The following is a 12,378-nucleotide window of genomic DNA, read 5'->3' as shown; positions in this document are numbered from 1 at the left end:
GCCATGATGAAATTACGTGATTCGCTGGCGCAGAACCACGCTATCCGCCTGCAGGCGGAGGCTGAAACCTGGCAGGAAGCGGTAAAAATTGGCGTCGATCTGCTGGTGGATGCCGGGGTTGTGGAGCCACGTTACTACCAGGCCATTCTGGAGGGGGTGGCGCAGTTCGGACCTTACTTCGTTATCGCTCCGGGTCTTGCCATGCCCCACGGAAGGCCGGAGGAAGGCGTGAAGCGCACCGGCTTTGCGCTGGTGACGCTGAAAACACCGCTGGTCTTCAATCATGACGATAACGATCCGGTAGACATCCTGATTACCCTGGCTGCGGAAGATGCCAATACCCATCAGGAGGTGGGCATCATGCAGATCGTCAACCTGTTTGAAGATGAAGCCAATTTTGATCGTTTACGCGCCTGCCGAACCGAGCAGGAAGTGCTGGACTTAATCGACCGCGCCACGGCTGCGGCTGCCTGAGGAGTTTTTATGTCTCATTCATTACCCATGTTGCAGGTCGCGCTGGATAACCAGACCCTTTCGGATGCCTACCACACCACGCGACTGATCGCCGAAGAGGTGGATATTATTGAAGTCGGCACCATTCTTTGCGTGGGCGAGGGCGTGCGTGCGGTACGTGACCTAAAGGCGCTTTACCCGCACAAAATTGTGCTGGCGGATGCCAAGATCGCCGACGCGGGGAAAATCCTTTCTCGTATGTGTTTTGAAGCCAGTGCGGACTGGGTCACCGTCATCTGCTGTGCGGACATCAACACTGCAAAAGGCGCGCTGGAAGTCGCCCGCGAATTTAACGGCGATGTGCAAATCGAGCTGACCGGTTTCTGGACGTGGGACCAGGCGCAGGAGTGGCGCAAAGCGGGGATTGAGCAGGTGGTCTACCATCGTAGCCGGGACGCACAGGCAGCGGGCGTAGCCTGGAGCGAAGCGGATATCACGGCGATAAAACGCCTTGCGGATATGGGCTTTAAAGTCACGGTTACCGGCGGTCTGGCACTGGAGGATTTGCCGCTCTTTCAGGGCATCCCGATTCACGTCTTTATAGCCGGGCGCAGCATTCGTGACGCCGCAGATCCCGTTGCGGCGGCGCGACAGTTTAAACGTTCCATTGCCCAGCTTTGGGGATAAGGAGCGGTTATGTTGCACAAACAGGTTCCGCTGGGTATCTATGAAAAGGCGCTCCCCGTCGGGGAGTGCTGGCAGGAAAAGCTGTCTCTTGCGGCAACGCTTGAGTTTGATTTCGTGGAAATGTCGGTGGATGAAACGGATAACCGGCTGTCGCGCCTGGACTGGAGCCGTGAACAGCGCCTGGCGCTGGTGCAGGCCGTGGCCGAAACCGGGGTTCGCGTTCCGTCGATGTGCCTTAGCGCCCACCGCCGCTACCCGCTGGGGAGTGAAGACGATGCGGTGCGTAACCAGGGGCTGGAGATCATGCGCAAAGCCATTGAGCTGGCGCAGGACGTGGGCATTCGCGTTATCCAGCTGGCGGGTTATGACGTTTATTACCAGCAGGCTAACGACGAAACCCGTCGTCGCTTCCGGGAAGGGTTAACCCTGGCGGTTGAAATGGCGAGCCGCGCGCAGGTGACGCTGGCGATGGAAATCATGGACTACCCGCTGATGAACTCCATCAGCAAGGCAATGGGCTATGCCCACTATCTTAATAATCCGTGGTTCCAGCTTTACCCGGATATCGGCAATCTCTCCGCGTGGGATAACGACGTGCAGATGGAGTTGCAGGCAGGAAGCGGGCATATCGTCGCCGTTCACGTTAAAGACACGCGCCCCGGCGTTTTTAAAAATGTGCCTTTTGGCTCGGGTGTCGTGGAGTTTGAACGCTGCTTTGAGACGTTAAAACACAGCGGCTACCGCGGCCCGTATCTCATCGAGATGTGGAGCGAAACGGCGGTAGACCCGGTAGTGGAGGTCATAAAAGCCCGGGACTGGGTGCTGGAACGTATGGCGCGGGCAGGATTGCTGGAGGAAGGTTATGCGGCAGCTTAAACAGCAGGTCTTCGAGGCGAACATGGCGCTGCCGCGCCATGGGCTGGTGACCTTTACCTGGGGAAACGCCAGCGGTATCGACCGCCAGCGCCAGCGCGTGGTGATTAAGCCAAGCGGCGTGGCGTATGAGCAAATGTCAGCAGATGACATGGTGGTGGTTGATATGAACGGCGTGGTCATTGAAGGGCGGTATCGTCCCTCCTCGGATACGGCAACGCACCTTGCGCTTTATAAAAAATACCCCGAGCTGGGCGGCGTGGTGCATACCCATTCTACGCACGCCACGGCCTGGGCGCAGGCAGGGTTGTCCATCCCCGCGCTTGGCACCACGCATGCGGATTACTTCTTCGGGGATATTCCCTGTACCCGTGCACTGTCCGCAGAGGAGATACAGGGCGAGTACGAGCTCAATACCGGCAAAGTGATCATCGAAACGCTTGCCCGGGCTAACCCGCTGCATACGCCGGGCATGGTGGTCTATCAGCACGGACCCTTTGCCTGGGGAAAAGATGTTGACGAGGCGGTACACAATGCCGTGGTGATGGAGGAAGTGGCGCGTATGGCGTGGATTGCACGTGGCATCAATCCGCAGTTGAAACCTGTCGATAGCTACCTGATGAACAAGCACTTCCAGCGTAAACACGGCGCTAACGCGTACTACGGGCAAAAATAAAAAAGCCCCCAGCAAAGGGGGCAAATCATACGTTGGCTTTCTATGTCGTTGTGGTATTCCTGGTGTTAACGCTGGGACTGACGGTGCTGCTTACTCGTACCTGTTGTTACCTGTAAATATCTGCGCTGACCCGCATGTTGCCATTGCTACCGGGTTCCCTCATCAGGATGGTGTGGTAGTAAGCTGCGCCATGCTGTTGCGCATCCTGCTGTATCGCCTGTTCCGCTTCCTGTTCGGTTGCGAAGTTATGGTTGATGTAAATCACGCCGAGGCTCTGCACATCATCCATATTTCTGGCGATACGGCTGTCTATTTTGATCGCTGCCGTCGCATTTGCGCTTAGCAAAAATGCCGCGGCAAGAAAATAAGCGAGGGTTTTCATATTTGCGCTCCACTACAGCTGGTGTGTTATCAGTGGTCGTCGCTCCTGTGAATGATTAGTGGCGGCCCTTGATACTAAGTGTAAACCGATGTGGTTGAATAAAAAGCGACCATTTCTGATGGTGTTGGTCAAAAATTTTTAGTGATCCAGCTCAACTTTATAAAATTCACGGTGTTAGTCCGCCGTCGGTTTTTTGTCCGTCAGCCAAAAGAATTAATTTCCGTTCGGCCTTGAGTTTGTCAGGCCCCGCAAGTATGATTACGCGTCAATTTTTCAGCCGCCTTTATAAACACGTTCCTTGCTTCCATGGGCCGCGGCTGACCCTGACAGGAGGCTGAATAATCCGTAAGGAGCAATTCGATGCGTCATTACGAAATCGTTTTTATGGTCCATCCTGACCAGAGCGAACAGGTTCCGGGTATGATCGAACGTTACACTGGTGCAATCACTGCAGCAGAAGGTACGATCCACCGTCTGGAAGACTGGGGCCGCCGTCAGCTGGCTTACCCGATCAATAAACTGCACAAAGCTCACTACGTTCTGCTGAACGTTGAAGCTCCGCAGGAAGCGATCGATGAGCTGGAAACTAACTTCCGCTTCAACGACGCCGTTATCCGCAGCATGGTTATGCGCGTTAAGCACGCGGTTACCGAAGCTTCTCCAATGGTTAAAGCGAAAGACGAACGCCGTGAGCGTCGTGACGATTTCGCGTCTGAAACCACTGAAGATGCAGATGCTGGGGATTCTGAAGAGTAATTTCTGATGACGGCAAACCGCCTGGTTCTGTCTGGCACAGTGTGCAAGACACCCCTGCGCAAGGTCAGCCCGTCAGGAATTCCTCACTGCCAGTTCGTGCTTGAGCATCGTTCTGTGCAAGAGGAGGCCGGTTTCAACCGGCAGGCATGGTGCAGAATGCCCGTGATTATTAGCGGACACGCACACCAGGCCATTACTCACAGTATAACGGTCGGCACGGTACTTACGGTTCAAGGCTTCATTACTTGCCATCAGGCAAAAAATGGGCTGAACAAAGTGGTATTGCATGCCGAGCAGATTGAATTGATAGATTCTGGAGACTAGCCATATGGCACGTTATTTCCGTCGTCGCAAGTTCTGCCGTTTCACCGCGGAAGGCGTTCAAGAGATTGACTATAAAGACATCGCTACGCTGAAAAACTACATCACCGAAAGCGGTAAGATTGTCCCAAGCCGTATCACCGGTACCCGTGCAAAATATCAGCGTCAGCTGGCTCGCGCTATCAAACGCGCTCGCTACCTGTCTCTGCTGCCGTACACTGATCGTCATCAGTAATCGGTCACGGTCCATTAATACGACTTTGAGAGGATAAGGTAATGCAAGTTATTCTGCTTGATAAAGTAGCAAACCTGGGTAGCCTGGGTGATCAGGTTAACGTTAAAGCGGGTTATGCTCGTAACTTCCTGGTACCACAGGGTAAAGCTGTTCCTGCTACCAAGAAAAACGTTGAATTCTTCGAAGCACGCCGTGCAGAACTGGAAGCTAAACTGGCTGACGTTCTGGCTGCTGCTGAAGCTCGCGCTGCGAAGATCAACGCACTGGAAACCGTTACTATCGCGTCTAAAGCAGGCGACGAAGGTAAACTGTTCGGTTCCATCGGTACTCGCGACATCGCTGATGCTGTTACTGCAGCTGGCGTTGAAGTGGCTAAGAGCGAAGTTCGTTTACCGAACGGCGTTCTGCGTACCACTGGCGCACACGAAGTGGACTTCCAGGTTCACAGCGAAGTGTTCGCTAAACTGACTGTAAACGTTGTTGCTGAAGCTTAATTTAAGCTGAAGTACACGTTAAAACGCCGGCCATGTGCCGGCGTTTTGCATTTATGAGCCAAGCCACTTATTGTGCGCGCAGGAAGCTGCCGTCCGGCTGGCGGGTAAATAAGACCTCACCGCTGCCTGAATCAAGTGACAGGCCTGTCACTATTCCATTCGCATTCTGACGAATCTTCACCATCTGCCCGGTCTGTAACGTTCTCAGGGGCTGATTGTCGCCTTGTACCTGAGCCATCGCGTAGACATCTGTCGGGGGTAAATTATGGTCACGGAACAGCTGTGCCAGAGTCTGCCCTGATTCCACACGGTAGGAACGCCATTGTTGTTCGATATCGTTATTGGCATGTGGCACCGGAGCCTGGCTCTGCGCTTCTGGCTGAACGGAAGGTTGAACAGGCGCTGGCTCTACGGGGGCGGCAGGCGTTGTATTAGTGGGCGGATTCACCAGCTCGGCATGCATTGGGGTCTGTGACTCAATCGAGAGCTGCGCGTCACGAGTGACCGGGCGATCTGGTTCATTGGGCGTCGGTAATAAAAAGCCAATCACCACGATAGCGGCCGCAATGATAATGCCTCGCCGATGCAGCGGGGGAAGCGGATCCATGAGACGAAAATGCTCAGGGGCGTGCCATATCCTTACGAGCTTTGGTTTAATAGCGAATCGCATCGGCAACCCTCCTCAAGTCCACATACTGTGCTGTGACCATTTCCCAACTCCATTATAGAACGCTAACTGTTTGATGCAGTGAACGATCCCGCTTTCCGTGACGCTCCACTGTAATTTAGCACTCCTGAAGCCATTGTTCCCGTTTCGTTCGCATTTGTCACCTTTCACCCTTTTGCATTTTACCCGACCAGGTGACGCTGCTATGCTGCACGCTTGCTTTTAAAACCCTAAAGGAAAACTCATGACAACCCCTTCTTTTGACAGCGTCGAAGCGCAAGCAAGTTACGGTATTGGTTTACAGGTTGGTCAGCAACTGAGCGAATCTGGTCTGCAGGGTCTGCTGCCAGAAGCGCTGGTGGCTGGTCTGCGTGATGCGCTGGAAGGGAATGCTCCGGTCGTTCCTGTTGATGTTGTTCACCGTGCTCTGCGTGAAGTTCACGAACGTGCCGATGCGGTGCGTCAGGAACGTCAGAAAGAGATGGCGGTAGAAGGTCAGAAATATCTGGAAGAGAACGTCAAGAAAGAAGGCGTGAGCAGCACCGAATCCGGCCTGCAATTCCGCGTTCTGACTCAGGGCACCGGCGCTATTCCTGCGCGCAAAGATCACGTTCGCGTGCACTATACCGGTAAGCTTATCGACGGCACCGTATTCGACAGCTCCGTACAGCGTGGCGAACCGGCTGAATTCCCGGTCAGCGGCGTCATCGCAGGCTGGATTGAAGCCCTGACCCTGATGCCGGTTGGCTCTAAATGGGAACTGACTATCCCTCACAACCTGGCCTACGGCGAGCGCGGTGCTGGCGCGTCCATCCCGCCATTCAGCACCCTGGTCTTTGAAGTCGAACTGCTGGAAATTCTGTAAGCAGTAGCAGAACCCCGCTTACAGCGGGGTTTAATGTTGTAAACCAAAAAGGAAAAACGTGGTTTTTCCTTTTTGGTTGAAGAACTGCCGAAAACCAATAAATTGATTTTCCTGATTATTTATCCGGCGAGATCTTTGCGAAATTCGTTCGCTACAGGTTTGTCATCAGTCTGGAACCCCGCTTACAGCGGGGTTTTCGTTTGGTTCTTAACAAATAACCATGATTTTATCTTGCATATGCTCACGTTACGGGTATTTTTGTGAGGCAGATCGCGTTGCGACAGTGATTTCGCACTCAAATAAAACAAAAAATTAACAAGATCGTTTTTAGCAGGTATTCATCCCGCCAAATCTCTCCTACTATCCATGTGCTTTATGAAAGCAACGTCACATCAATATTACGTAAAGGCCAGAAGAGCCAAACACAACGGTCAGGTACAGGAAAAACACAACATGGTAGATCAGGCAAAAGTCGCTGAGGCCGATCAGGCTCCGGCGGAGCAGTCACTGCGGCGAAATTTAACTAACCGTCATATCCAGCTTATCGCCATCGGTGGCGCTATAGGCACCGGGCTGTTTATGGGCTCCGGTAAAACCATCAGCCTCGCGGGGCCGTCCATCATCTTCGTCTATATGATCATCGGCTTTATGCTGTTCTTCGTGATGCGGGCGATGGGGGAGCTGCTGCTCTCAAACCTCGAGTACAAGTCATTCAGCGATTTCGCCGCCGACCTGCTTGGCCCGTGGGCCGGGTATTTCACCGGCTGGACATACTGGTTCTGCTGGGTTGTCACCGGCATGGCCGACGTGGTGGCTATCACGTCTTATGCACAATTCTGGTTCCCAGGGCTTTCGGACTGGGTGGCCTCTCTGGCCGTTGTCGTCCTGCTGCTGAGCCTGAATCTGGCCACGGTGAAGATGTTCGGTGAGATGGAGTTCTGGTTTGCAATGATCAAGATTGTCGCCATCGTAGGGCTGATTATTATCGGCCTGGTGATGATTCTGACGCACTTCCATTCGCCATCGGGCGTTGAGGCCTCTTTCAACAACCTGTGGAATGACGGTGGCTGGTTCCCGAAAGGCCTCAGCGGCTTCTTTGCCGGTTTCCAGATTGCGGTCTTCGCTTTCGTGGGGATTGAGCTGGTGGGCACAACCGCCGCGGAAACCAAAGACCCGGAGAAATCGCTGCCGCGCGCCATTAACTCGATTCCAGTTCGCATCATCATGTTCTACGTGTTTGCTCTGGTCGTGATTATGTCGGTAACGCCGTGGCGTTCCGTGGTGGCGGATAAGAGCCCGTTCGTTGAATTGTTTGTGCTGGTGGGGCTGCCTGCCGCCGCGAGCATCATCAACTTCGTGGTGCTGACGTCTGCCGCGTCCTCGGCTAACAGCGGCGTATTCTCTACCAGCCGCATGCTGTTTGGCCTTGCGCAGGACAAGATGGCGCCGCAGGCGTTCGCTAAGCTGTCTAAGCGTGCCGTTCCGGCTAAAGGGTTAACCTTCTCCTGCATCTGCCTGCTGGGCGGGGTGGTGATGCTGTATGTTAATCCGAACGTCATCGCAGCCTTCACGATGATCACCACCGTGTCGGCGATTCTGTTTATGTTCGTCTGGACGATTATTCTGTGCTCATATCTGGTGTACCGCAAACAGCGACCTGAGCTGCACAAAAAATCCATCTACAAAATGCCGCTTGGCAAACTGATGTGCTGGGTTTGCATGGCGTTCTTCGTGTTTGTGATTGTGCTGCTGACGCTGGAGGCGGATACCCGCCAGGCGCTGATGGTGACGCCGCTGTGGTTTGTGGTGCTCGGAGTGTGCTGGCTGTTTATGGGTAAAAAGCGTCTGGCTAATTCACGTAAATAACCTTTTGTGACCCTCTCCCTGTTTGGGGAGAGGGCTTAAAATTACTCCCCCGCCAAAGCCCGAGGGAACAGCACGTTGTTCTCAAGGCTGATGTGATTCATCAGATCGTCAATCAGTTCGTTAATGCCGTTATACATCGCTTTCCAGGTCGTGCACGCTTCCGGCGGTGGGGTGACGTTATTGGTGGTGTGCTTGATGACTTCCAGCAGCTCTCCCGCCTCATCATGTTCGCTCTCCATGACGCTAATCGGGCCGCCCGTCTGCGAACCCATGCCCTGCTTAATCATCGGGAACAGAATCTGTTCTTCCTTCATCATATGGCTGCTCAGTTCCTGATGCAGCATGGTGAGGTACTTCGCCAGCCCCTTCGGCACGTTCGGTTTATCCGCATGCACGCGCTCAACTTTAGTCGCCTGTAAGATCAGTTCAGGCAGCTGTTCGCGGTGCCTGTCGTGATAGCGAACCAGAATATGATCGATAATTTCAGGCAGCGGCGCGGTTCGCCACTCCTTCTCAAATGGCTCTTCGGCAAGGTTGGCTAGCTCAGCCTCTATGGCTTGCAGATCCAGCTCTTTGCGAGCGGCGGCGCGCTCAAGCGTCTGTTTGCCCCCGCAGCAAAAATCCAGATCCAGCTCGCGGAACAGCGCGGAAGCGCGGGGAATGGTCAGGGCTAATTCACCTAAAGATTGGTCGCGGAAGGTCATGGGCGGTTACCTCATCTTGAAAAATATAAGATGCATGTTAAATGCATCTTTAAGATAAGGCTATGACTATTTTTAAGTAGTGGCTGCTACTTCCGTGCAGCTACGACCTCGCTTACCTGCTGTTTTTGCGGCTTGGTCAGCACCGCCAGCACCACGCCGAGCACCAGGCAAAGAATACCCAGCAGCGTTAATACGGGAGGCCAGCTGTGGCGCAGCATAAAGGTATAGGCCAGCCCGGCCAGCGTTTCAAAGACGATAAGCGGCCCGACGATTACCGTCGGCAGACGCTGGCAGGCAATGTTCCAGCACAGATTGCCCAGCCAGGAGCAGAGCAGGGCGATAGCCAGCATCAGCGTGACGAACACCTCCGGGCGGGGGCCAAACGGCAGGGCAAAATCAGCGTTGCTGCTGGCCATAAACAGACACACGGCAACGTATCCCAGCAGCGAGAAGGGTAGCGTGGAGAGCCCCTGGGCCGTGGCCCACATCATCGGATTTTTATCAGGATTTTCCCGCAGCCAACGGGCGTTACGCAGCGCATACCACGCCCAGCAGATAACGGAAATGAAGGCCAGGATGATGCCGCTGACGTAGCGCCACCAGCTGAAATCTACACTCTCTCCGCGCAGTTCGGCGGTGTTCACCATCACCAAACCAACAGCGATTATCACCAGCGCAGGGGCGAGCCGTCGCCACGGCAGCTTGCCGTCACGCTTGCTGTACAGCAGATTGGCAAAGACCGGGATCACCACCGGCAGGGTGCCGATGATCATTGTCGAGATGGGTGCGCCGGTGCGCTGGATGGCGCTTGCCAGGCAGACGTAATAAATCAGGTTTCCTACGGTGGAAAGTTTCAGCGCGGTGAACCAGTCCTGGCCGCTAAGCTGGCGCAGACGCTGCCGCCCGAGCCACGCCAGCGGAATGGCGATCAGACCCAGCGCCAGATAGCGCCCGGTAGACTGCAAAGCCGCGGGATAGTCAGGCACAATAATCGGGCCGACAAAAATGAGCCCCCACATCAGCCCGGCCATCAGGGCATACAGCACGCCAGTTAACATTTTACTCTTCCGGTTAGTTCTTTGCGGCCAGTGTAGGGGCGAGGCGGGTGCGAGTATTGTATGAGATTGCGGTTTAGCTAGCGGGAAACCTGTTTTTGGTAGCGCACGGGCGTGATGCCGTAACGCTGGGCGAAAGCGCGGGTCAGATGTGCCTGGTCCGTCAGGCCGCTCATAGCCGCGACCTGCGCGGCGGGAACACCACTCGTCAGAAACTGCTTGGCGTACCAAAGTCGAATAGCCATCAGCATCTGATGGGGCGTGACGTGAAAGTGTACTTTGAACTGGCGCTGGAAATGCCAGGGGCTTAGTGAAACTACGGCGGCCAGTTCGTCGAGCGTTATTGGGTGCATATAGTTGTCGTGGAGGTATTCGCGGATGCGCTCGAAGCGGTGTGCGGCTTCCTGCGGCCCGGCTGGCTGATGATGCGCGTATGGCCGAAAAGCCTCGATGAGGTTGAGCAGCAGGCCTTGCTGAGTCATTGTGTCGCCCGCGCTCCAGAGGCCGTTAATCAATTGCCCAACCTGGCGCGAACGCAGCGGGTCATGGGTGACCGCATCGCTGAACCACCAGCGGCGCTCGCCGGTGACGGACTCGAGTAGCTCAGGATCCAGATAAATCATGCGGTACTGCCAGCCGTCTTCGGTCGCGGCTTCGCCGGTATGCAGTTCGTCCGGGTTCATCAGCACCAGCGAGTCCCGCGCGGCAACGTGCTGCGCGCCGCGATAGCGGAAGCGTTCGGCTCCCCAGGTGACGGTGCCGATGCCAAAGGCTTCGTGGGTGTGGGGTTCAAAGGCGTAGCGTGAGATGTGGGCGTGATAAAGCTCGACGCCGGGCAGCTGCGGCAGATGCCGGAACTGGGCGATGTCTTTCTCATCAATGAACTGCTCGGGAACGCCTTGCACTGAAAACCTCCGCGGGGACACCCCATAAGTATAGGGATGTCCACCGTTAACGGATAGTTAACAATTACAGCGTGCTGCGAACGCTTTCCTCAAGGGAAGTTGTGGGACGGCCAGTCAGCTGGCTGAGCTGGTGGCTATCGTCGAACAGGCCGCCTTTGGATGCGCCGATGTCTGAGTTTGCGAGCATTGCCGCAAAACCTTCCGGTAAACCCGCGCCCAGCAGCGCCGCTTTGAATTCCGCTTCGCTGAGGTTCTGATAAACCACGGTTTTACCGCTCTGCCTGCTGACTTCTTCCGCCAGCTCCGCCAGCGTCCAGCCGCGATCGCCCGCCAGCTCATAGGTTTTCCCAGCCTGATTATCCAGCGTCAGGACTTTTGCCGCTGCTGCCGCATAGTCAGTTCGCGTGGCAGAGGCAATTTTTCCTGCCCCTGCGCTGCCTATAAACACGCCGTGCTGCAGGGCAGCCGGAACGCTGGCAAGATAGTTTTCGGTGTACCAGCCGTTGCGCAGCAGCACGAAAGGAACGCCAGACTCTTTAAGCATTTTTTCCGTTGTCACATGCTCTTCGGCCAGGCCAAGCGGGGAGGTATCCGCGTGCAGCAGGCTGGTGTAGGCGATGAGTTTGACGCCTGCGGCCTTCGCGGCTTCAATAACGTTGCGGTGCTGAACGGCACGCTGACCAACTTCGCTGGAAGAAACTAACAGGAGCTTTTCGACGCCTGTCAGAGCCTGCTGCATCGCAGCCCTGTCGTTATAATCGCCTGCGCGAACCTGCACGCCGCGCCCGGCTAAATCACTCACTTTGGCTGGCGTGCGAACAATCGCCACTACGCTTCTTGCTTCCACGGTTTTCAGCAATTCCTCTACAACCTGACGGCCAAGCTGGCCGGAAACACCGGTAATCGCAATCATGGTAAACACCTTACTGTTTTGGGTTAGTTGTGCCACACTAGCACCCTAACTAACTTTTAGTAAGTACGCACAAAAAGGTAAGTATGGAATGAGCGATATTATCGAAAGTACGCCATCGCTTAGCGAGCAGATGCGCAGCGGCAATCTGTTTGCCGAGAAATGCCCTTCGCGGGACGTGCTGAAACATGTTACCAGCCGCTGGGGCGTGTTGATTCTGGTCGCGCTTCAGGGCGGCACGCACCGCTTCAGCGACCTGCGCCGTAAGATGGGCGGCGTGAGCGAGAAAATGCTGGCTCAGACGCTGCAATGGCTGGAAGCGGACGGTTTTGTGAATCGTAAATCTTACCCCGTTGTCCCTCCACATGTGGAATACAGCCTTACGCCGCTCGGTGAGGAAATCGCGCCCAAAGTCGCCGCACTGGCGGACTGGATTGAGGGAAATTTGCCGCAGGTGATGGCATCACGTGGGCAGGGCGGCGCGGCAGACTGACTTAATTTTATGTTGCTCAGTGATGGATATGCCTGA

General features: G+C 55.1%; 17 protein-coding genes. 11 read left to right on the top strand and 6 right to left on the bottom strand.

All coding sequences use genetic code 11. From position 1 onward, the window contains the following. Positions 1–6: 6 nt before the first annotated feature. Genes ulaC through HYQ67_RS19690 form a run of 4 tightly spaced genes read left to right on the top strand, consistent with a single transcriptional unit; the run spans position 7 to position 2,689 of the window. Positions 7–474 (top strand): PTS ascorbate transporter subunit IIA, encoded by a 468-nt coding sequence (ulaC, locus tag HYQ67_RS19705; protein ID WP_202306675.1) that lies wholly within the window; start codon positions 7–9, stop codon positions 472–474. A 9-nt stretch (positions 475–483) separates the two neighbouring features. Continuing rightward, a complete protein-coding gene (locus tag HYQ67_RS19700) occupies positions 484–1,140 on the top strand; it encodes a 3-keto-L-gulonate-6-phosphate decarboxylase UlaD (protein WP_202306586.1) in 657 nt (218 codons plus the stop codon). Positions 1,141–1,149: 9 nt separating this feature from the next. Continuing rightward, a complete protein-coding gene (locus HYQ67_RS19695) occupies positions 1,150–2,016 on the top strand; it encodes an L-ribulose-5-phosphate 3-epimerase (protein ID WP_202306584.1) in 867 nt (288 codons plus the stop codon). Further along, on the top strand, positions 2,003–2,689 hold the full coding sequence (locus HYQ67_RS19690) for an L-ribulose-5-phosphate 4-epimerase (RefSeq protein ID WP_202306582.1): 687 nt from the start codon (positions 2,003–2,005) through the stop codon (positions 2,687–2,689). The genes HYQ67_RS19695 and HYQ67_RS19690 overlap by 14 nt, the downstream gene beginning before the upstream one ends. A gap of 106 nt (positions 2,690–2,795) precedes the next feature. Here the strand turns inward: HYQ67_RS19690 and yjfY are convergent, their stop codons facing one another. Next, a complete protein-coding gene (yjfY, locus tag HYQ67_RS19685; protein WP_202306580.1) occupies positions 2,796–3,071 on the bottom strand; it encodes a DUF1471 family protein YjfY in 276 nt (91 codons plus the stop codon). A 360-nt stretch (positions 3,072–3,431) separates the two neighbouring features. On the opposite strand from yjfY, the gene rpsF reads away from it, so the two are divergent. Genes rpsF through rplI form a run of 4 tightly spaced genes read left to right on the top strand, consistent with a single transcriptional unit; the run spans position 3,432 to position 4,877 of the window. Next, positions 3,432–3,827: a 30S ribosomal protein S6 gene (gene rpsF / locus HYQ67_RS19680; protein WP_202306578.1), complete on the top strand. Its 396-nt coding sequence runs from the start codon at positions 3,432–3,434 to the stop codon at positions 3,825–3,827. A 6-nt stretch (positions 3,828–3,833) separates the two neighbouring features. Further along, positions 3,834–4,151, top strand: a complete 318-nt coding sequence (priB, locus tag HYQ67_RS19675) for a primosomal replication protein N (protein WP_167609871.1) — start codon at positions 3,834–3,836, stop codon at positions 4,149–4,151. 4 nt (positions 4,152–4,155) lie between these two features. Further along, positions 4,156–4,383 carry a 30S ribosomal protein S18 gene (rpsR, locus tag HYQ67_RS19670; protein ID WP_000135199.1) on the top strand — a complete coding sequence of 76 codons (228 nt, stop codon included), beginning with the start codon at positions 4,156–4,158 and terminating at the stop codon, positions 4,381–4,383. Positions 4,384–4,424: 41 nt separating this feature from the next. Then, positions 4,425–4,877, top strand: coding sequence for a 50S ribosomal protein L9 (gene rplI, locus HYQ67_RS19665; protein WP_202306576.1), 453 nt, complete (start codon positions 4,425–4,427; stop codon positions 4,875–4,877). Positions 4,878–4,944: 67 nt separating this feature from the next. On the opposite strand, the gene HYQ67_RS19660 is transcribed toward rplI, so the two are convergent. Next, positions 4,945–5,553, bottom strand: coding sequence for a LysM-like peptidoglycan-binding domain-containing protein (locus tag HYQ67_RS19660; RefSeq protein WP_202306574.1), 609 nt, complete (start codon positions 5,551–5,553; stop codon positions 4,945–4,947). Between the two features lie 235 nt (positions 5,554–5,788). On the opposite strand from HYQ67_RS19660, the gene bamJ reads away from it, so the two are divergent. Together bamJ and cycA are read left to right on the top strand one after the other, a co-directional pair. Next, on the top strand, positions 5,789–6,409 hold the full coding sequence (bamJ, locus tag HYQ67_RS19655) for a BamJ family beta-barrel-assembly machinery protein (protein ID WP_202306572.1): 621 nt from the start codon (positions 5,789–5,791) through the stop codon (positions 6,407–6,409). A 453-nt stretch (positions 6,410–6,862) separates the two neighbouring features. After that, positions 6,863–8,275 (top strand): D-serine/D-alanine/glycine transporter, encoded by a 1,413-nt coding sequence (gene cycA, locus HYQ67_RS19650; RefSeq protein ID WP_202306563.1) that lies wholly within the window; start codon positions 6,863–6,865, stop codon positions 8,273–8,275. Positions 8,276–8,316: 41 nt separating this feature from the next. Here cycA and ytfE read toward each other — a convergent pair whose 3' ends face one another. The 4 genes from ytfE to HYQ67_RS19630 all read right to left on the bottom strand — a co-directional run bounded on the left by ytfE (position 8,317) and on the right by HYQ67_RS19630 (position 11,852). After that, positions 8,317–8,979, bottom strand: a complete 663-nt coding sequence (gene ytfE, locus HYQ67_RS19645; RefSeq protein ID WP_202306561.1) for an iron-sulfur cluster repair protein YtfE — start codon at positions 8,977–8,979, stop codon at positions 8,317–8,319. Positions 8,980–9,065: 86 nt separating this feature from the next. Continuing rightward, positions 9,066–10,037, bottom strand: coding sequence for a DMT family transporter (locus HYQ67_RS19640; protein WP_202306559.1), 972 nt, complete (start codon positions 10,035–10,037; stop codon positions 9,066–9,068). Positions 10,038–10,114: 77 nt separating this feature from the next. Beyond that, positions 10,115–10,939 carry an AraC family ligand binding domain-containing protein gene (locus tag HYQ67_RS19635; protein WP_202306557.1) on the bottom strand — a complete coding sequence of 275 codons (825 nt, stop codon included), beginning with the start codon at positions 10,937–10,939 and terminating at the stop codon, positions 10,115–10,117. Positions 10,940–11,003: 64 nt separating this feature from the next. Continuing rightward, on the bottom strand, positions 11,004–11,852 hold the full coding sequence (locus HYQ67_RS19630) for an SDR family oxidoreductase (RefSeq protein WP_202306555.1): 849 nt from the start codon (positions 11,850–11,852) through the stop codon (positions 11,004–11,006). A gap of 88 nt (positions 11,853–11,940) precedes the next feature. Between HYQ67_RS19630 and HYQ67_RS19625 the strand changes: the two genes are divergently transcribed. Beyond that, complete coding sequence (locus HYQ67_RS19625) at positions 11,941–12,342, top strand: winged helix-turn-helix transcriptional regulator (RefSeq protein ID WP_202306553.1); 402 nt, start codon at positions 11,941–11,943, stop codon at positions 12,340–12,342. Positions 12,343–12,378: the final 36 nt, after the last annotated feature.

Origin of the sequence: Dryocola clanedunensis subsp. sulfonylureivorans (assembly GCF_016756775.1) — a bacterium.
In the GTDB taxonomy this organism is placed as follows: Bacteria; Pseudomonadota; Gammaproteobacteria; order Enterobacterales; family Enterobacteriaceae; genus Dryocola; species Dryocola clanedunensis.
This window is presented reverse-complemented; position numbering and strand designations above follow the sequence as displayed.

Bases quoted from the DNA above. Each gene is read 5' to 3' on its own strand.
- ulaC (WP_202306675.1), top strand. From the start codon at position 7: ATGAAATTACGTGATTCGCTGGCGCAGAACCACGCTATCCGCCTGCAG.
- HYQ67_RS19700 (WP_202306586.1), top strand. From the start codon at position 484: ATGTCTCATTCATTACCCATGTTGCAGGTCGCGCTGGATAACCAGACC.
- HYQ67_RS19695 (WP_202306584.1), top strand. From the start codon at position 1,150: ATGTTGCACAAACAGGTTCCGCTGGGTATCTATGAAAAGGCGCTCCCC.
- HYQ67_RS19690 (WP_202306582.1), top strand. From the start codon at position 2,003: ATGCGGCAGCTTAAACAGCAGGTCTTCGAGGCGAACATGGCGCTGCCG.
- yjfY (WP_202306580.1), bottom strand. From the start codon at position 3,071: ATGAAAACCCTCGCTTATTTTCTTGCCGCGGCATTTTTGCTAAGCGCA.
- rpsF (WP_202306578.1), top strand. From the start codon at position 3,432: ATGCGTCATTACGAAATCGTTTTTATGGTCCATCCTGACCAGAGCGAA.
- priB (WP_167609871.1), top strand. From the start codon at position 3,834: ATGACGGCAAACCGCCTGGTTCTGTCTGGCACAGTGTGCAAGACACCC.
- rpsR (WP_000135199.1), top strand. From the start codon at position 4,156: ATGGCACGTTATTTCCGTCGTCGCAAGTTCTGCCGTTTCACCGCGGAA.
- rplI (WP_202306576.1), top strand. From the start codon at position 4,425: ATGCAAGTTATTCTGCTTGATAAAGTAGCAAACCTGGGTAGCCTGGGT.
- bamJ (WP_202306572.1), top strand. From the start codon at position 5,789: ATGACAACCCCTTCTTTTGACAGCGTCGAAGCGCAAGCAAGTTACGGT.
- cycA (WP_202306563.1), top strand. From the start codon at position 6,863: ATGGTAGATCAGGCAAAAGTCGCTGAGGCCGATCAGGCTCCGGCGGAG.
- ytfE (WP_202306561.1), bottom strand. From the start codon at position 8,979: ATGACCTTCCGCGACCAATCTTTAGGTGAATTAGCCCTGACCATTCCC.
- HYQ67_RS19640 (WP_202306559.1), bottom strand. From the start codon at position 10,037: ATGTTAACTGGCGTGCTGTATGCCCTGATGGCCGGGCTGATGTGGGGG.
- HYQ67_RS19630 (WP_202306555.1), bottom strand. From the start codon at position 11,852: ATGATTGCGATTACCGGTGTTTCCGGCCAGCTTGGCCGTCAGGTTGTA.
- HYQ67_RS19625 (WP_202306553.1), top strand. From the start codon at position 11,941: ATGAGCGATATTATCGAAAGTACGCCATCGCTTAGCGAGCAGATGCGC.